This is a genomic window from Steroidobacter denitrificans, from assembly GCF_001579945.1.
In the GTDB taxonomy this organism is placed as follows: Bacteria; Pseudomonadota; Gammaproteobacteria; order Steroidobacterales; family Steroidobacteraceae; genus Steroidobacter; species Steroidobacter denitrificans.
On sequence record NZ_CP011971.1, the window covers coordinates 632,644 to 647,961 of the forward strand.

Below are 15,318 nucleotides of genomic sequence, written 5' to 3' on the forward strand. Positions count from 1 at the left end.
CGCAAGGATTATTTATTTACCGGATTTATTGCCGGCCAGCCTGTAGGTTCCAGGAACGGTGCGAAAGGCGACGTTGATACGGTTCCAGCCGTTGATGGCGATGATTGCCATGGTGAGTTCCACCAGTTCCTGATCGCTGAACTGTGCCTGTGCCGCCGCGAAAACCTCATCGGATACGCCGCCGTCCGCCAGGCGAGTCACGGCTTCGGTCCAAGCGAGAGCGGCTCGCTCCCGCTCGCTGTAAAACGGACATTCGCGCCAGGCGCTGAGAAGATAAAGCCGCTGCTCCGTTTCGCCGGCTGCGCGGGCGTCCTTGGTGTGCATGTCCATGCACCAGGCGCAGCCGTTGAGTTGAGATGCGCGATATTTGATCAATTCGAGCAGTTCGTGTTCCAACCCGCAGCCATTGACATGGGTTTGCAGTCCCAGCAATGCCTTCATCGCTGCAGGCGCTGCCATATTCGCGTTGAGTCGAGCTTTCATGGTGGTGGTCTGTCTTTATGAATGGATTGATTGGTGCTCCGGCCGATGAAAAACTGCTCAGCGGCTCGAAGGCATCCGGCGAATGAAGATCCGTTGCGGGATTGCGTTAAATCAGCTCAGGACGGGTTGCGGGCCGAAAATCCATCGGCGTCGGCCAGCGTGGCCTTATGCCGGTATGACAGTGGGCCTGAACCCAAGCGGACGATGCTTCGCGTCAGTCCAAGCAGCGTCTCCTGCGGCGAGGCGTCCACCACGGCTGCGGCCAGAATATCGCGTAACGGCCGCAGTCGTCGCATGCCGCCCATGAGTACATGACGCAGTGGCTGCATGAATGCGCGATCGTCGGTGTAAAACCCGACCACCATGCCGGTTCCCAGAAACAACGGCAGCGCGCCCGCCCGGTGCTTGCGCTGATAGCGTGCCAGCACAGCTGAATCGGCAATGCCGCGATGATGGGCGAGCGCATCGCCCAGCGTAGTTGCGAGGCGGTCGACGCTGGCCAGGCCGAGATTGAAGCCGTGCGCGGTGACGGGATGCATTCCGACTGCGGCATCTCCCACCAACGCGAAACCGGGACCGACAAACCGTTTGGCCCAGGTCGCGACCAGGGGGTATGCGTGGCGGCTACCGATGAGTCGCATCGCTCCGAGTCGGTGTTCCAGTCGCATTTCGATATTATGTGCGAATGCGTCCTCGTCCAGCGCCTGCAATTCAGCTGCTTCTCGTCCGGTCACGGTGAGCACGAGCGAGACGTTGTATTCGTCCAGCGGCAGCAGCGCGCGGGTCTGGCCACGGCCGAACCACTCACGTGCAACACCCTTGTGCGGAACTTCGTGATGCATCCTGCAGACCAGCATGGTTTTGCCGAAATCATGCATGGCGACCGGAACCCCCAGTAGCCGGCGCGTCTGCGAAAACCGGCTATCGGCGGCAACCAACAATGAAGAGGTGAGCCGGCGACCGTCTGCGAGATGCGCGGAATAGATTTCGCCCTTGCGCTCGACGGCCTTGACCTCGGCGTCGGTATGAACGCGTATCGCCTGCGTGTCGTGTACCGCCTGCCAGGCGGCCGCGCGGATGACGTGGTTGGATACGAAGTTGCCGAGACGATCCTTGCCGAAGTTGTCGGCATCGATACTGAAGCCCTCAGCGCCACCGTCACTGACATGCGCCCGGCGCAGCGGATGGATTTCCGCCGTCGGGATCCGCCGCCAGATGTCCAGCCGCTCGAGAATATCGATCGAACCGTGAGAGAGGGCGATCTCTCTACCGTCGAAGGCCGGTTCGACCAAGGCTGCCGCAGGCTGACGTTCAACGACATCGACTTCAAGTCCATGGTTCGCCAGAGCGCGGGCCAGACACAGACCCGCCGGGCCCGCACCGACGATCAGCACGTTGCGAGGGTTGGGGCTGTCCATGTCACGTTCTCCAGTTGCAAGACCAGGTTCTGAGTGTTACGAGAATACTCTCGGGAAGCGGTCATCGTTCCCGGATGCGTATGCGCGATATTGTGAACTTCTATTTCGCGGATTAATATGCACTCGTAATACCAATTAGGCAACGGATATCGTGCAAGAGACATCGTGCAATGAGCATCCGATTTCCTTACAGCCGATCTTCTTAATCGGTATTTACAATGCATATTGACCGTGATACGAATTAGTATCACGAATACCCGTTCAAACAGTGCCTGTTCGATCAGGTGCAGTGGCGAGGGTCCGAGGGAGCGATCGGCATGACGTGGCGCATGGTGCGCAACAGCGTCGTGCCGACGACGATCCTGTCGAGGGAGGGAGTATGTCCGCGCAACGCATCATCCGGTTATCGGTCGCTGTTTTAGCCAGTGGCGTGAGCTTCGCGCTATCCTGGCCCTATTGGCGCAACTTCGAGTATTGGGCGGAATCACGCACCCTGTGGTTGGGTTATTTCATCGTCGGCTTCCTGCTTGCCGTCTATGTTTTTTACGTCTTTTTCAACAGTCTGGGCACACTGTTTGCGCATGACGCACTCGAGCGGGCGGAGCGGGCGGCATCCACCGGCGAGGTTTCGGCGGACGGGGAGGAGGCGTCATGAGCTGCAACCCTGGAGAGCAGTGCCATGAAGATGTAAAGCGCCGCCGCGCGCTCCTGGTTCTAGCGCTGATGGCTCTCATTTTCTTGGCGCTTTCAGCTGTTTCTTTCCTCGATTCACGCGGCCAGACGGTGCCGTCCGCCGTCCAATATGCCGGTTTCGATGCCATTGCGGGCAAGCGCGTGTTCCAGTCCTATAACTGCATGGGCTGTCACACCATCGTCGGCAACGGCGCCTATTTCGGACCGGATCTCACCAAGCTCTATGATCGTGCCGGACCTGCCTGGCTCGCAGCGTTCCTGCCTTCGGCCGGCAGTTGGCCGACGAACGGCGCAGTGAGGCTGCAATTGTTGGATAAGGCCGTCGCTGTCGAAGCGGGTGTCGAGTCCATGGAAGCCTATCTAGAAAAATACCCGGCTGCCGCCGAGCGTATCGCTCGACGCGGCGGCCAGGCATCCCATATGCCGAACCTGCCGATCAGCCGGCAGGAGGTGCATGAATTGATTGCTTTCCTCAAATATACATCCGCCATGAACACCGAAGGGTGGCCGCCGGTACCCAAAGTCGACGGGTTGACCTTCCCGATGGCGACACCGATGCCGGTTGCGGCGCAAAAAATTACGTTTACGTCGTCCGAAGGGGCGGGCCAAGCCGTCACATCACCGGTATCGACGGCTGCGCGTGGCGCCGAGCTGGCCGAGGATAACGGCTGTACGGCCTGCCATGCGCCGACCGCGGCAAAGGTCGTCGGCCCCGGCTGGGGTGGTCTCTATGGCTCGACTGTGCAGCTTGCCGACGGATCGAGCGTGATCGCCGATGACAGTTACCTGACCGAAAAGATCCTGAACCCCGACGCCAGAGTCGTTGCAGGCTACCAAGCCGGACTCATGCCGGCCTTTGCCGAGATCCTCGACAAAAATCAGGTAGGCGACATCGTTGCCTATATCCGCAGCCTTGGGGGGAATTGAGTCATGTTCAGGATCGAATACCAGACCCAGCGTCTTTCCCTGCGTTTCTTCATGGTCATGCTGGTGCTGTTCTTGTTCCAGACTGCTCTCGGTCTGTTACTGTCGGCTCAGCATATCGACCCGACGCTGCTTGCCGGCACACTGAACTTCAATGTCATCCGCACTCAGCATCTCAACCTGGCGATCTTCTGGGTTTTGTGCGGCTTCATCGGCACGATCCTGTTCGTCGGTCCGTTGCTCTCGAAGCGCGAGCTGGCTGCACCGTGGCTGATCAAGGTCCTGTTCTATGCGCTTCTGGCCATCGTCGTATGGAATCTGGCCACGCAAATGCTGGCGCAGCAGGGTATCGCCGGCTGGTGGATGGGACAGCCCATGTTCCAGGAGGGGTTGGAATACTTGGAAGCCGGCCGTATCGCCGATATCGTCATCCTGATCGGTTTCGCCATCCTTTGCTATGTGGTGCTGCGTACCTTTCCGCCGGTGTCGCAATGGAATGAAATCCATTGGGGGCTCGGGATTGGTGTATTGGCACTGACATTGGTTTGGATATTCGGCATGTTTTTTGTCGAGCGGCTCGATCTACAGGAATATTTTCGCTGGTATGTCGTTCACTACTGGGTCGAAGGCGTGTGGGAGGTGATTCACATCTCGCTGGTCGGCTTCCTGTTGGTGCTGTTGTTCAAGGCCAATGTGAAATCGGTCGGCTATGCCGTGTTCTGGGGTATTTCCCTGGTATGGCTGTCGGGTTTGATCGGTAATGCGCACCACTATTTTTGGGTGGGCACGCCGGAATTCTGGCAGTTCTGGGGCTCGCTGTTCAGCGCGCTGGAACCATTGCCGTTGATCTTCTGCTTCTGGCACATCTATCTCGACGCCCATCAGGATGCCAAGCCGATCCCCAATATGCCGGCTTTCGCCTTCCTGCTGGGTTCGGTGGTGCTCGAGCAGGTCGGTGCCGGTATCCTCGGCTTCACCATGACCTTTGCACTCACCAATGTATGGTCGCACGGCACCTGGGTGACGGCAGCGCATGCGCATCTTGCTCTGTTCGGTACCTTCGGCATGCTCGGTCTGGCCGCCGCCTACTATGCCGTACCGATCATGCGCGGCGTGACGAATTTCGATCAAAGATTGGGCAAGTTGGCCTTTTGGCTGGTCTTTACCGGTATCTTGGGGCTTGGCTTCGCCTTCGCCATCGGCGGTACCGTCCAGGTGTTCGTCTATCGCGCGTTGGGGCTGGACTGGTTCGGTGGCGATGTGGCGCCCGCCATGCTGTTCGCCAAGGCTCTGGTATCGCTGTTCGGCATCATCTTCATCGTCGGCGTAGGATTGCTTGTCTACGATCTTGTTACGCTCGGTCTGCGTGAGAATGCAACCGTTCCACAGGATGCTTTTCCTGCTTCCGCAGGCTGGGGTCGACGGCTGAGCGGCTGGGAGACCGGCATGTGGCTGCTCGGCATGTGGATCTTCGGCGGGTTCATCACGCTTGGGCTGCTGTCCTTCAATCTGGACACCGTGCAGCAGGGTAGCGCGCTGTTGTCTTATTTACTGGGGGGTATCGGCTATCCTGGTCTGTTGCTGGTGACGCTGTTCTTTGTCTGGCGCTTCCTGCGCTCGCTGGAGGCGCGTAGTCATATCCACGCTGCCGTACCCCCTGCAGCAGCGGTACCCGCGCCGGCCGGTACGCCCTGAAAGGACCATACCGGCTTTCTTCCGTTGATCGCGAGCAGAGAGCAGAGAGCAGAGAGCTGGGAGGAAGGGAGCTGGGAGAAGCGCCGATCAGCCGGCTATATTTTAGAGTTGCCGGAGTGGGCGAGCCAGTGAAGCGGTTCGGAGAGCGGCTGCGACGGTCCCTTCATAGCTCGCCCACCGCTCGTGCCAATCTCAGCAGCGCCATGGATTCATCGAGCAGCGCGTTATCCTGGTTGTTCCTGGCAGCGACCTGCAGGGTGACGGCATCGAGAACCTGGGTGTTAGTGCCCAGTTCCGCACGGTAAAGCTTGCGTGTGATACGCAGATTCTCATCGGCTTGAGCGGCGGCTTCACGGGCGGCCTCGATCCGGGCGCGCGCCTCCCGCACGTCGAGCCATGCTTGTCTGACCTCCAGTGAGATGCGTGTCTGCAGATCATCGAGACGGCGGCGGGCCGCTGAACTCGCACTGCGCAGCGCAGCGCTGCGATTGCGAATCTGTCCGCCGTCGAACAGGCTCCAGGTCACACCGATGCCTATGCTGGTGAAATCCTTTCTATCCAGAATTTCGTTATCGAAGTAGGTGTAGTTTCCGGTGACGGCGAATTGCGGCAAAAGGGCTCCGCGCTCCGATTTGGACTGCAGGGCCAGGGCCTCCGCCTGGGCGGCCAGCGCGCCGATCTCGCTGCGATTCTTCAGTGCGCGTTCGACCAGCACCTCGATGGATTCCGCCGCCAGCGTCGAGTCCACCATAATGGTATCGGCAAGTTCGGGTACTCGGTCGAGCGGCTCGCCAAGCCGTCGATTGTAGGTGGCATAGGCGACCTCGACACCGTTTTCGGCGTGAACACGCTGCTGTTCGGCATTGGCCAAGGCGACGCGTGCAGCCAGCAGATCGTTACGTGCCACGAGTTCATGCTCGAACATCCTTTGGACGTCGCTCGCATGCGCACTGAGACTGGCGACGCTCGATTGCGCGGTGTGCAGCAACCGCCGGGCGCGCAATACGCCGACATAGGATTCCGCAACGTCCAGACGCAGTGTCGAGCGTGCGGCGCGTTCCATCTCCGCTGCGCCGAGGCTCGCTTGATGAGCGGCGGCGATCCCCCTGGAGATCCGGCCGCCGGTATACAAGGGCAGCGTCAGTTGCAGATTCGCAGCCGCGTAGTCATCACCCGGAAAGATGGGTGCTTGCAGGATCGTACCCAGAGCACCGAAACGGAATTCGGGCGCCGCATCGAAGCGCGTGACCCCGGCGCCTGCAGTCAGGGATGGCCAGCGCGCCGCGCGTGCCGCCTGTTCCGTGGAGCGAGCACTTTCGACCTCGGCGAGCATCGCCGCCAGACCATGATCGTTCCGAGCTGCAAGTTGCCAGGCGTATTCAAGCGTTTCGACAGCCGCACTGGCCGAGGATGATTCGGCCGCCGACGCGAGCGGACAGGCCGCCAAAATACTCGCCATCATGATGGACAGGGGCACGGTACGCATCATGAGTAACCTCCCTTAGCGAAACAGCACCGGGTGGAAAACCTGCCATCCGCCGGCGCCTCGATGACGACCTGCACTGCGTTCACGACTCCTGCTGCATCAGGTGCGTCGGGTTGCGCTCCAGGTAGGCGTAGTAGAGGACCGGGACCACCACCAAGGTGAGTACGGTCGACACCAGAATGCCGAAGATTAGCGACACGGCCAGCCCATTGAAAATCGGATCATCGAGAATGAAGAAGGCACCCGCCATGGCGGCCACTGCAGTCAGCGCGATGGGCTTGGCGCGAATTGCGCCGGCGCGAATCACGGCATCCTCGGGGCTTGCACCGGCACGCAGTTCTCCATCGACGAAGTCCACGAGCAGGATCGAATTGCGCACAATGATACCGGCGAGCGCGATCATGCCGATCATCGAAGTGGCGGTAAATTCCGCGCCGAGCAAGGCATGCCCGGGCATGACGCCGATGATGGTGAGCGGAATCGGTACCATGATGATGAGCGGTAGCGCATATGAGCGAAATTGTGCGACCACCAGCAGATAGATCAGGATCAGACCGACCGAGTAAGCCATACCCATATCGCGAAAGGTTTCGTAGGTGATCTGCCATTCACCGTCCCATTTGATCGCCGGCACGTCGGCGTCGTCCGGCTGACTCACGAATCGTTGCTGGATGCGGATTCCATCGGGCGGATCGTGGTTGATGCGCCCGACCATGGAAAACATCCCGTAAAGCGGACTGTCGAGCCGTCCCGCCATGTCGCCCGTGACATAAGTCACCGGCAGGAGATCCTTGTGATGGATGGCTGCATCCCGGCGTGTGGCGGAGATCGTCACCAGTTCGGAGAGCGGCAGGGTGGTGCCGTCCGCGGCGCGTACTTCGAATGACAGCGCGGCATCGGGGTTCGCCTTGTCGGGGATGCCCAACTCGAGCCGAACCGGGATGGGCGAGTGTTCGTGGCCACCGTGTATGTAGGTCGCATCCGTCCCGGAAAGCGCAGTGGAGAGCGTCTGTACGATCTGATGCTGTGAAACGCCGAGAAGCGCCGCTTTTTGACGATCCACCGTTACGACCCATCGCTGTGCCGGCGCTTCGAGACTGTCGTCCACATCGACGATGTCGGGTGTGGATTCGAATATTTTGCGTATACCGGCGGCTAGGCGCTGGCGCTCCTGCGGATCGGGGCCGTAGATCTCGGCGACCAGCGGCGCGAGCACCGGTGGACCGGGAGGGACTTCGACGACTTGCACCGAGGCTCCGTATTTCTTGCCGATCTCGGCAAGCTGCGGCCGGATGGCGCGCGCGATATCGTGACTCTTGCGCGAGCGGTCATGCCGTTCGACGAGATTGACTTGCAGGTCGCCGAGTTCGGCGCCCGTGCGCAGGTAATACTGACGCACCAAGCCGTTGAAGTTGATCGGGGCCGCGGTTCCGGCATATACCTGATAGTCGCTAACCTCGGGTGTCTGCGCGACGGCATGCGATAGTTCGGTGAGCACCTGTGCCGTGGTTTCAAGCGTAGTGCCCTCCGGCAGGTTCACGATGATCTGGAATTCGGATTTGTCGTCGAAGGGCAGCATCTTCAACACGACGAGTTGTATGACGACGAGCCCCATCGCGATCAGGATGGCGCCGCCTACGGCGGCATACAGGCGATGTCGACGGTGCCGTGCGGATGCCGAGCCGAGAAACGGGTGCAGCAACCGTTCAAAGACTCTGCGCAGCCCGCCGCCCGCGGCATCTTGGTCCTGGCCCGGCGCATGTTCCAGCAATTTACGGCAAAGCCAGGGAGTGAAGACGAGTGCGACGGCTAAAGAAATGAGCATTCCCATACTGGCGTTGATGGGAATGGGGCTCATGTAGGGACCCATGAGGCCGCTGACAAAGGCCATGGGCAACAAGGCTGCGATGACGGTGAAGGTTGCGAGAATGGTCGGTCCGCCGACTTCGTCTACGGCATACGGGATGATCTTGCGCAGGGGGGCGCCCTCGAGGCGCATATGACGGTGGATGTTTTCGACGACCACGATGGCGTCATCGACCAGGATACCGATAGAGAATATAAGCGCGAACAACGAGACTCGGTTGATCGTGAAACCCCATGCCCATGAGGCGAAAAGCGTGGCGGCGAGTGTCACGATGACTGCAGCGCCCACCACCAGAGCCTCGCGCCGTCCCATTGTCAGGACGACCAGCAAAACCACGGATGTGGTGGCCAAAAGCAATTTCTGAATGAGCTTCTTGGCCTTGTCGTTGGCGGTGACGCCGTAGTTGCGCGTCACCGTGGCCTCGATCCCTTGCGGTATGTAACTGCCCTTCAGTTGTTCGATGCGCCGGATGACGCCGTTGGCGACATCGATGGCGTTCTCTCCCGGTTTTTTCGAGACTGCGATCGTGACGGCGGGGGCATGCTCGATTTCCGGTAATCCCCGGGCGGCGGCACCCGGCCCGGTTCCAAACCATACGTATGCATCGGGCTGATCGGGTCCGGTGGTGACACGGGCGACATCTTCGAGAAATATCGGTTTTCCGTCGACGGAGCCGACGATCAGAGAAGCCACCTCGTCGCGATCCGCCAGGAACTGTCCGGCGTCGACGAGAGTCGTCTGATTGTTGCCGACCAGGGTGCCGGCGTGGCGCACGATGTTCGCCGCCTGCAGCGAACGCAACAGATCGTCGACAGTCAGGCCGTGACCGGACAGCTTCTGCGGATCGAGCTCCACCCGTACCACGCTTTGCGGATCGCCCACGGTATATACATTGCGGGTGCCGGGCGCGCGTTTGATCTGCGCCTCGATGGAGCGGGCCACTTGGCCCAACTCATGGGCACTTCGCGTTGTGTCCTGTGTCCACAGGGTGAGGGTGAGAATCGGAACGTCGTCGATGCCTTTGGGTTTGATCAGCGGCTGAAGAATGCCTGCATCGGCCGGTTGCCAGTCCTGATTGGAGTAAATGGCATTGTAGAGCCGGACGATGGCCTCGGTTCGGGGTTCACCGACCTCGAATTGCACACTGAGGACGGCCATGCCGGGGCGGGATACCGAGGAGATATGTTTGACGCCGGATATCTCCCCGAGCACTTTCTCCAACGGCGAGGCGACGAGATTCTCGACTTGCACGGCCGAGGCCCCGGGAAAGGGTACAAAAATATTGGCGAAGGTGACATCGATCTGCGGCTCTTCTTCGCGCGGCGTCACCAGCACGGCGAACAATCCCATCAGGAGCGCGCCTATTGCCAGCAATGGCGTGATTTGATTGTCGAGAAACCGGCGCGCGATCCGGCCGCTGAGCCCAAGTCGTTCGCTCATCGGGCTGAATCCGGTGAATCCGGCCCTGCTAAATCCGATCCGGCGGGGGGCGGCTGGCTGGAATTCGGCCGGACAGACCCATGTCCATGTCTTGCCGCGAACGGCTCCAGCGCGATTCGTTCGCCTGCTGCCAGGCCGGCAAGTACTTCGAGATGATCCTCGAAGCGATGTCCAAGCCGTATCTGACGCAGGGAAGCGCGCTGATCGGCAGCGATCACGTAGACCGCGGTGACTTCACCGCGCTCGACGAGTGCGCGGGCAGGAACGAGCAGTCGCTCGGCCTCGCCGACGACCAGCGCGACTTTCACGAACATGCCGGGACGCAGATCTGTCGAGTTTTCCGGTAGATCGATCCGCGCGCGGAAGGTGTTCGATGGCACGGAAGCTTCCGGAAACAGAGTGAGCTTGCCGGCTTCCATGCGCCGCTCGCCGATATAGATGGCTGCTTTGCCGATGCGCCGTACCGGCTCGACGATCGATTGTGGAATATCCACCGTTACACGCAACTGTTGCAGCGACATGCCGCTCAGCAATGGCGTTCCGGGACCGACCGTCTCGCCTGGCTCGACATGGCGGCGGGTGACGATGCCTGCATAGGGGGCACGGATTTCCGTGTAAGCGATGCCTTCCCGTGCGCCGGCCAATGCAGCGCGGGCCGCGGCGGCTCGTGCGACCGCCGCATCGCGGGCGGCAGTCGCCTCGTCATATATCGCCCTGGCCACGACTTTTTCTTCATACAGGCCGGCAATACGCCGATAGCGGCTTTGCGCCTCGACTTCATGTGCGCCGGCCTCGCGCAGGGCCGCTTCCGCCTGCTGCAGTCCCGCACTGCGCTCCACGGCGCGCAGACGCACGATGACGGCGCCGGCCGGCACGAAATCATCGACATCGAAGAGAACCGCATCCACCCGGCCGGCCGTCTGAGCTGCAACAGTGCTTTGGTTGACCGCCTCGACGAGGCCATCGAGGCGGCGCTCCAGCGGCATGCGCACCGGTGTGAGGATGATGGATTCGAGAGTGAGTGGCGGCGGAGACGGTGAAGAATGTTTCGAATCTGTGCAACCGGACAGGAGCAGCCCTGCCATCGCGATGCTTGCCCAGGCAGCGATGCGAGTCAGGTAAAGCATGATCAAGCAAATGCGGCGCCTGGCTTGCAGCCGAGCTTTTTCAGCATCATCGCCAGCGGGCAGAAACCCGTGAAAGCCGCCTGGAACAGGTTCAGGCCCACGAAACCGGCAAGGATCAGCCAGTAGATGCTCACGAAGTAGCCAAGTACGATGCTCGCCAGGATCATGGCGCCGGCGAATGCAAGCACGATTCGATCTATCGACATGACGCGTACCTCGGTTGAAAGTTCTACGGCTGCACCTGGTTGCCCGTGTCGGCATCGATTCTAATGAACGAATGCAGGCAGGGATACAAGGGTACTGGAACAATTGCAATTATATTAGTACTTGCAAAATTAGCAATAGGTTAATTAGAATAAAACAATGTTCAATCGAGTTGGAAAGAGGCCATGACAGCACGAGCCACCTTGCGCACGGGGCGCGCTGCGAGGCTTGCGGGATCGGTGCATGAAATCAAGCCGCATGCCGAGGAAGCGGCGACGTTCCTGAAAGCGCTGGCCAACGAGCAGCGGCTCGTGATCCTGTGTAATCTGGTGGCGGGACCATTGACAGTGGGCGAACTCAACGAGCGGGTGGATTTGAGCCAATCCGCGCTATCGCAGCATCTCGCCGTGCTGCGCGAATCGAATGTGGTCACGACGACACGGGAGTCACAGAGTATCCGGTATGCGTTGCCGCCGGGCGCCGCGACACGGATCATCGAGGTTCTTTACGACGAGTTTTGCGAACGTTGATGTAGCCGATGTAAAGATTTGGCGGGCAGCAGTTTCAGAGTCGACGAAGACCGAAACGGTATAGCCAGGGCAGGGATGCGCGGCGCAAACCGGTGTCGGCGATCTGGACTGCGGGATCCGGACGACGATGTGCCGATATCGTTTCGTCGTCGAGCGGCAGGCTGAGCGTGCCTGAATCCATAGATTAAAAAGAGGAGATCGGATGATGAAGTCCTCGTACCGGAGGCGGCTGGCGCCGGCTGGAGCCGCCCTGTTGGTATTGGCGGGCTGCGCCGATGCCGCCTTGGAGCCGAACGCAATGAAGCCCGATATCGGAAGCGATGCCGATACGCCGATCGTGACGACGGCGAATCCCGATGGGCGCGATCCGGAGGTTCGCGCCAGGGCGGCGGCGCTGGATTTCAGCGGAAAGTTACGCGGCACCTTGCAACAGGCCATACAGAGCGATGGGGTGGAGGCAGCGGTCGATGTCTGCAAGATCGCCGCGCCGCAGATTGCCGAGCAGGTCATGCTCGAACATGGCGTGCGCCTCGGACGAGTGGCGTTGCCGGGCCGTAATCGTAATCCCCGACAAGCGGCCGATGGCTGGCAGCTCGGGGCGCTACAGGACTTCCAGGCCGCAGTGGAACGCGGTGGAGCCGCGGCAGAGCAGGTCATGGTGCAGCGTGACGGGCTGCCGGACGGTGTCGTTTTGCGCATGATTCGCGGCATCGAGACCGAAACAGGCTGCCTGGCCTGTCACGGTAGCGCCGTGGCACCGTCCGTCCGCGAGGCGATTGCCCGGCATTATCCCGGCGATGCCGCGACCGGTTTCGAGATAGGCGATCTTCGTGGCGCATTATGGGTCGAGGTGCTGCCCGGCGCTGCGCAGGATGGAAGTGATCGTCATCGAGGAGATGCTAGATGAGTGGGTCGGAACCGATTCGGATTACTCTGGAGCAGCAGGAGGATTACGCCTTCCGCGTGAGCTTCGACGAGACGTCGCTGGCGCCGCTGCTCACCGATGAGCCGCCGCCGCTGGGCAAGGATCAGGGGCCGAATCCCTCGCGCTTACTGTTGACGGCAATCGTCAATTGTATGGCTGCCAGCCTGCTGTTCTCGTTGCGCAAGTTCAAGAACACGCCGGGCAAGTTGCGGGCGACGATCAGTGCGGCGACTGAGCGCAATGCCGATGGGCGCTGGCGGATTCCGACGGCACAGGTGATCTTGCAGTTGGCTGATGCCGCGGCGGACTACCAGCAACTACCGCGTATTCTCGAGCAGTTCGAGAATTTCTGCGTAGTCACTCAGAGCGTGCGCGCCGGCATCGATGTGCAAGTGATGATTCAGGATGCCGAAGGCAGAGTAATACACGATCAGAGCGGGAGCGTAGCGACCTCATGAGCCAGACCCTGCAGGTGGCATGCCCTCATTGCCACGCAGTCAACCGCCTGCCGTCGACGCGTCTTGGCGATGCGCCGCGCTGCGGCGGCTGCCACCGTGCGCTGTTCGAAGGTCATCCAGTGGCCTTGGACGAAGCGGCCTTCGCTGCCCATGCCGTCAAAAGCGATCTGCCGCTGGTGGTGGATTTCTGGGCGCCGTGGTGCGGTCCCTGCCGCACGATGGCGCCGCATTTCGAGGCGGCGGCTGCGCGGCTGGAGCCTCAGGTCCGGCTGGCCAAGATCGATACCGAGGCGCAACCGGTGCTGGGCAGCCGCTTCCAGATCCGCAGCATTCCCACCCTGGTGCTGTTCCGAGGCGGCCGTGAGCAAGCCCGTCAGTCCGGTGCCATGGGCACTGCCGATATCGTCCGTTGGGTGCAAGCTCACGTTTGAACGCCAGAGGCATCAGAAGATGCCGAGTGCGACGCCGGCAGCCATCGATTGGCCCAGTTCATTGCAGCGTCGGCGGTCGTCATCGCCGATGTCGCCGACGACGATGATCGGTTCGCTGATCCTTTTCCAGCGATACCCCGGCACGATACGCTCGATGGAGTTCACGGCGCCGGTGCCGTCGTTGCCGGCGCTGACGACCAGTGCGTAGGGTAGCCCGTTGACTTTATCTTGCGTCGGATAGAACGTTCGGTCGAGGAAATCCTTGACCGCGCCTGACATGTAGCCGAAGTGCTCGGGTGTGGCGATGATCAATCCCTGCGCCCACAACAGATCATCTACGCCTGCCGTCAGGGCGGGCAAGGAGCGCAGTTCGATCGTTTCACCAGATTGCTCGAGACCCTGCTTCACTGCCTCGACAAGTTCATAGGTGCGCCCGCTTTCATGGCCGCCATAGATCAGCAGAATACGGGGGGTTGTCATTTGGTCGCTCCATTGGCGGGCACTGAAGCATAGAATACAGATTCGGGATCATGGATGACGTTGCAGCGCACCATCATGAATCGCGCCCTTTTGCGGTGCCACCGTCACATGCCAGTGGAGTAAGCCTTTTTGGTGCCTGGCCGGTGACGGTGCAGCAAGGCGCTGATAGACTTCGCGGTAACCTGCACAGGACGTGGATGCCTTGCAGCTGGATGACTTTTCATTCCAGTGAAGAGCCCGGACTTGCGAGCCCGGACTTGAACCCGCACGAGGAATCCCGCGAGTGTGTTGCCCTGGCCGGACGACCGGGTCGAATGATTCGAGGAGATAAGGATATCTCTTGCTGCCGCAACGTCTCACATGGATCGACGAGACCAGCCGACACTCGCACAGCTTCCTGGAGCAAGCCGATCGGTGCCTTTTCTTTGGCGAATTCGACGCGGGTGCGGGTTTCGAAGCCAGCCCGACAAATGATCTCATCGCCAATTACAAGAGAACGCCTGGGGAGATCGCGTCCAGTGCGCATGCCTCACAGCTCCAGCGCTACAAGAACCTGGCCATTCGCGACATCGCCGCAGGTCTTCGGCGGCAATTCGGCCCGGCCGACGTCGCGCACCTGACATTCGTGCCGATACCCCCTTCGAAGGTCGTTGGCGATCCGGATCATTGCGATCGCCTGGAGCGCACGCTGTGGATGGCTTTCGCCAGCCCGCCAGCACGAGAACTCGGGTACGCAGATGCCGACATCCGTTGCCTGCTGCGCCAGACCCGCAGCACGAATCCCGACCATCGAAGCCACGGCGACCGATGTCATTACAAAGCGCTGCTGGCCATCACCCGGATCGACGCCACGCAGTTGACCTCACCAGTGCGGGATCAGATCGTGCTGTTCGACGACGTGCTGACTTCCGGCAAGCACTACAAGGTAGGCAAGACTCGTATTCTGGAAGTGTTGCCGGACCACCCGGTGATCGGCTTGTTCGTGGCGCGCGTGCCGCATCGTGGCGGCCGAATACCGACATAGATGCCAAGCTGCCCGACGGCCGTGGCCGCTTCGCCTTCATAACCTGGGGGCAGCACCTCGGCGTCTGCGGGTTCTCCTACTGCGAGCATCTGTTTGCAGTCGGGGTGACCAGCCGCAGCGCGCCGGTATTTGA

General features: G+C 60.7%; 15 protein-coding genes. 8 read left to right on the plus strand and 7 right to left on the minus strand.

What is annotated here, in order from left to right; genetic code table 11:
* Positions 1 to 12 precede the first annotated feature (12 nt).
* A complete protein-coding gene (locus ACG33_RS02725) occupies positions 13 to 483 on the minus strand; it encodes a carboxymuconolactone decarboxylase family protein (RefSeq protein WP_066918487.1) in 471 nt (156 codons plus the stop codon).
* Between the two features lie 116 nt (positions 484 to 599).
* A complete protein-coding gene (gene ubiM, locus ACG33_RS02730) occupies positions 600 to 1,901 on the minus strand; it encodes a 5-demethoxyubiquinol-8 5-hydroxylase UbiM (protein ID WP_083536381.1) in 1,302 nt (433 codons plus the stop codon).
* Positions 1,902 to 2,280: 379 nt separating this feature from the next.
* On the opposite strand from ubiM, the gene ACG33_RS02735 reads away from it, so the two are divergent.
* Genes ACG33_RS02735 through ACG33_RS02745 form a run of 3 tightly spaced genes read left to right on the plus strand, consistent with a single transcriptional unit; the run spans position 2,281 to position 5,213 of the window.
* Positions 2,281 to 2,556 carry a hypothetical protein gene (locus tag ACG33_RS02735; RefSeq protein ID WP_066918489.1) on the plus strand — a complete coding sequence of 92 codons (276 nt, stop codon included), beginning with the start codon at positions 2,281 to 2,283 and terminating at the stop codon, positions 2,554 to 2,556.
* On the plus strand, positions 2,553 to 3,521 hold the full coding sequence (locus tag ACG33_RS02740; RefSeq protein ID WP_066918491.1) for a c-type cytochrome: 969 nt from the start codon (positions 2,553 to 2,555) through the stop codon (positions 3,519 to 3,521). The genes ACG33_RS02735 and ACG33_RS02740 overlap by 4 nt, the downstream gene beginning before the upstream one ends.
* Positions 3,522 to 3,524: 3 nt before the next feature.
* Positions 3,525 to 5,213: a cbb3-type cytochrome c oxidase subunit I gene (locus ACG33_RS02745; protein WP_066918493.1), complete on the plus strand. Its 1,689-nt coding sequence runs from the start codon at positions 3,525 to 3,527 to the stop codon at positions 5,211 to 5,213.
* A 163-nt stretch (positions 5,214 to 5,376) separates the two neighbouring features.
* Here the strand turns inward: ACG33_RS02745 and ACG33_RS02750 are convergent, their stop codons facing one another.
* The 4 genes from ACG33_RS02750 to ACG33_RS02765 form a co-directional block, all read right to left on the minus strand.
* On the minus strand, positions 5,377 to 6,702 hold the full coding sequence (locus ACG33_RS02750; protein ID WP_066918495.1) for a TolC family protein: 1,326 nt from the start codon (positions 6,700 to 6,702) through the stop codon (positions 5,377 to 5,379).
* Positions 6,703 to 6,781: 79 nt separating this feature from the next.
* On the minus strand, positions 6,782 to 10,006 hold the full coding sequence (locus tag ACG33_RS02755; RefSeq protein WP_066918497.1) for an efflux RND transporter permease subunit: 3,225 nt from the start codon (positions 10,004 to 10,006) through the stop codon (positions 6,782 to 6,784).
* A complete protein-coding gene (locus ACG33_RS02760; RefSeq protein ID WP_157071643.1) occupies positions 10,003 to 11,133 on the minus strand; it encodes an efflux RND transporter periplasmic adaptor subunit in 1,131 nt (376 codons plus the stop codon). The genes ACG33_RS02755 and ACG33_RS02760 overlap by 4 nt, the downstream gene beginning before the upstream one ends.
* Positions 11,134 to 11,135: 2 nt before the next feature.
* A complete protein-coding gene (locus tag ACG33_RS02765; protein WP_066918499.1) occupies positions 11,136 to 11,339 on the minus strand; it encodes a YgaP family membrane protein in 204 nt (67 codons plus the stop codon).
* A 183-nt stretch (positions 11,340 to 11,522) separates the two neighbouring features.
* Between ACG33_RS02765 and ACG33_RS02770 the strand changes: the two genes are divergently transcribed.
* The 4 genes from ACG33_RS02770 (at position 11,523) to trxC (ending at position 13,681) form a co-directional block, all read left to right on the plus strand.
* Positions 11,523 to 11,867, plus strand: coding sequence for an ArsR/SmtB family transcription factor (locus tag ACG33_RS02770; protein ID WP_083536382.1), 345 nt, complete (start codon positions 11,523 to 11,525; stop codon positions 11,865 to 11,867).
* 202 nt (positions 11,868 to 12,069) lie between these two features.
* The gene (locus ACG33_RS02775) at positions 12,070 to 12,774 is read left to right on the plus strand and encodes a Tll0287-like domain-containing protein (protein ID WP_066918501.1); all 705 of its coding nucleotides are present in this window, start codon (positions 12,070 to 12,072) and stop codon (positions 12,772 to 12,774) included.
* Positions 12,771 to 13,250: an OsmC family protein gene (locus ACG33_RS02780; RefSeq protein WP_066918504.1), complete on the plus strand. Its 480-nt coding sequence runs from the start codon at positions 12,771 to 12,773 to the stop codon at positions 13,248 to 13,250. Before ACG33_RS02775 ends, ACG33_RS02780 begins: the two co-directional genes overlap by 4 nt.
* Positions 13,247 to 13,681, plus strand: coding sequence for a thioredoxin TrxC (trxC, locus tag ACG33_RS02785; RefSeq protein WP_066918506.1), 435 nt, complete (start codon positions 13,247 to 13,249; stop codon positions 13,679 to 13,681). The genes ACG33_RS02780 and trxC overlap by 4 nt, the downstream gene beginning before the upstream one ends.
* A 12-nt stretch (positions 13,682 to 13,693) precedes the next feature.
* Here trxC and ACG33_RS02790 read toward each other — a convergent pair whose 3' ends face one another.
* On the minus strand, positions 13,694 to 14,161 hold the full coding sequence (locus tag ACG33_RS02790; RefSeq protein ID WP_066918508.1) for a flavodoxin family protein: 468 nt from the start codon (positions 14,159 to 14,161) through the stop codon (positions 13,694 to 13,696).
* Between the two features lie 340 nt (positions 14,162 to 14,501).
* On the opposite strand from ACG33_RS02790, the gene ACG33_RS02795 reads away from it, so the two are divergent.
* Positions 14,502 to 15,185: a hypothetical protein gene (locus tag ACG33_RS02795; RefSeq protein ID WP_066918510.1), complete on the plus strand. Its 684-nt coding sequence runs from the start codon at positions 14,502 to 14,504 to the stop codon at positions 15,183 to 15,185.
* Positions 15,186 to 15,318 lie beyond the last annotated feature (133 nt).